Below are 3,099 nucleotides of genomic sequence, written 5' to 3'. Positions count from 1 at the left end.
TGTACAACAAGACCAATCATTAACCGACCAGTCAAACCCCGTATGTACAAGCTTCCAGCTTGTACTCCAAAAACTACCCTTCACCATCCATCTAAAAAAACAATTCAATTATAAATTTCGCAGAAATATATATCATCTTGGTGTACAAGTCGGGAGACTTGTACATACGAGTTAATAATCCAAAATGGGATTTTGGTTTAATATGCGGTATAAATGTCGCCGAAGTTTTTCTTTATTATTCGTATCGCTTACTACCATATCCTCATTTTTCTTCACAACTACCCTCTTCTGATTCCTCATTAACTTTTTCTCGCATTACCAATTCTTTTTCCTCTTCTGTCAACTCATAAAGCTCACAAACTAAGTCGTCAATACGTGCCTCTAATGCCAAAGTATCTTCATCATCCTTTTTTTTCTTGATAATCTCACTGACTAATTGCTCGATTTCATTTGCGATGTATTGATTTGATGGAGTGATGGGAGGAATGGGAATTCGTTCTACATAGATTTTTGATGCTTGGACTGTTTTTTCCCCAAGTGTATTAGCTATTTGATTTCTGAAAATATTGTCTATTAGCTTTGAGTTAATGATTCCACATATATATTCTAAGTTTGATCCTGTTACTATAAAGCATGTTTTGTTAACATAATACTTTTCTTTATCAATACAAAACCTAAGTTCACTAGATGTCTCAGCCCATATTAACTTTTTTTTATCAAAGGCGTCATAGTAAGTGCATGTCCTAAGGTTCCACCAATTGTCACCTTGATCTGCTCTTGCTTTTGCGACCTTTTCATATTTTTTCAAATAATTAAAAATAGCAGGGTAGAGATTTGGTATATTTAAACTTTTACCTGTTACCAAAAGCCATTGCTCACCCCATTTATATTTGTATCTTGAAATGTCTTTACCACGAAGATAAGGTTTAATTATTTCTGCAGATGTAGGATCTTCTTGACATAGTCTATCTTTCGTTTTGTTATCAATAATAAATGCCTTGTCTTTACCTGTTTTAATACCATAATAAATATTCACATTCCAATCTTTTAGTGGTTTCCCGATTGTATCAATCTTTTCCTTTAGTTTTTTTTCATTTTTATCTACTATTGACCAACCTACCTCAGACAAATTAGTTAGTATAATTGAATGATTTTTAACACTTTCCGAAAGTGAAACTCCTTTGTTTTTATAAGTCAATGCCTTTAGAATTTGTTTATTATCAGTTTTTTCAATTAAGAGTATATTTGTGTCAACTGTCGCTGATTTAAATACTCCTGATCTCAAATCTATTAAAAGCTTTGGATTCAATTTTGCAAAGTATGCTCTTAATTTTTTACCATAATCTGCTCTCATCCATTTGTTAGAAGTTATAAAGCAAAGGTGGCCTTCTTCTTTGAGCATATTTATTCCTTTTTCATAAAAAAGACAATATAAATCGCCTTTTGGAGCATAAGTTTTAAAAACCATGGCTTCGAGCTCTTTTGTATTACCTGGATCCATATCTTGCAGCTGGACATATGGCGGGTTGCCAATCACTAAATCAAACCCATCAAATACACCAAGCATAATCATTGGATCAAACCAAAAATAATTGTTGTCACGAAAAGGATTATAGGATATCAATTTTCGAATCGTATCGTCGACTTTTGTATCTTTTGTTTTTTCTTCTCCAAATAAAGTTATTTGTTTTCCTTGGTAGTTTAAAGATTCCAATAATTCACCTTTAATCTGTCCAAATCTATCTTCTATTTGTTTTTTTTCTTCCAGTGTTCGTGCATTATATGAGTCTTTTATAATTTGCTTGTATTTTTTCATTATATTTGTCATAAATTTATCTTGTCTGTTTAAACCTAAATCAACTAAGGTATTAGCAGTAATAAACTTAAACATCAGATTAGGTAATGGAGTTATGCCCCTATTATCTTTCTGATTAAGTTTATCTTCAATTACCAATGTGAGGAAAAATCTAAGCTTAGAAATATCAGTAGCCATCTGTTGAATATCTATTCCATAGATGCAGTTTTGTATAATAGAAAGCTTACGAAAATAGTTTATGTTTTCATTTTCAATATTGTCTGTTATCTGATTTCTGAGATTTGGTTCTTCAATTTGAGTTTTTAACCAATACTCAGATTTGGGATCTAATTTTTGCATAATAAAAAACATCCTCTGTAATATACCCATAGGATAGGCACCTGACCCACAGGCAGGATCAAGTATTTTTACGCTCATTAAGGCGTCTAAAATATCGTTTTTCTTCTCCTTGCTTAGTTTAAAATCTGTTTTGTTATAATCAAATAAATCGTCTAATTTTTCATCTGTAATCTCAAGTTTACTTTGCAAATAGGCTTTTAATGATATATCAACCATATAATCGACTATTTCTCGTGGAGTATAAAACGAACCTGTTGATTTTCGTGCAGATTTATTTGTTTCCGGGTTTATTTCACCTAAAAGGTTTTCAAATATACGACCTAACATCTCAGGGTCAACTGACAGTTCAACAATAAGCGGAGTATTCTCATCTATAGTAAAGATGAAACCAGATAAAAACTCATAAAAACCAATAAACCATCCATCAGGCAGATTTAAGCTATCATTCCTTTCTCCATTGTTATAACAGTCATGGTGTTGGTTTGGATCAAATAACCCACCATTGAGAAATGGAATACTGTCCCACATTTCAGAGCGAACAGTCCTACTCTTTAATTCTTTATTCATAGCTTCAAAAAACAGTTTTTCTAAAATATCTTTATAATAGTTGCCTTTTTTAACAGTCTCACGGTCCAAAACATAATCTGGTATCAATGGCAAGCCGTCTTTGGCTTTTTTCTTGTTCAAGAACCAGCAAAATATGATACGCCCGATCAATCTGACAACGAAATTTTCTTTTTTCTCTTGTTCATCAAAATCATCACTGGGCATTCTAAAGTCTTTGTGATTAACTAAGGCATAATAATGCTTGGCAATTTCAGTATAAAACTTATTATTAAGTACCTGTATATCCAGAGCTTTCTCCCAAGCCTGATGCAGCTCCTTAAAGTTATTGGCTGTTATATTATCTGTAGAGAGTTCCCTAAGTATCTCCAAATGGGCAC

At 32.3% G+C, this 3,099-nt stretch carries 1 protein-coding gene; it reads right to left on the bottom strand.

The features are described 5' to 3' along the window. Positions 1-262: 262 nt before the first annotated feature. The coding region (locus tag M0R38_13240; GenBank protein ID MCK9482700.1) for a BREX-1 system adenine-specific DNA-methyltransferase PglX at positions 263-3,099 on the bottom strand (2,837 nt) is incomplete at its 5' end.

Source organism: Bacteroidia bacterium, assembly GCA_023228875.1.
Taxonomy (GTDB): Bacteria; Bacteroidota; Bacteroidia; order NS11-12g; family UBA955; genus JALOAG01.
This window is presented reverse-complemented; position numbering and strand designations above follow the sequence as displayed.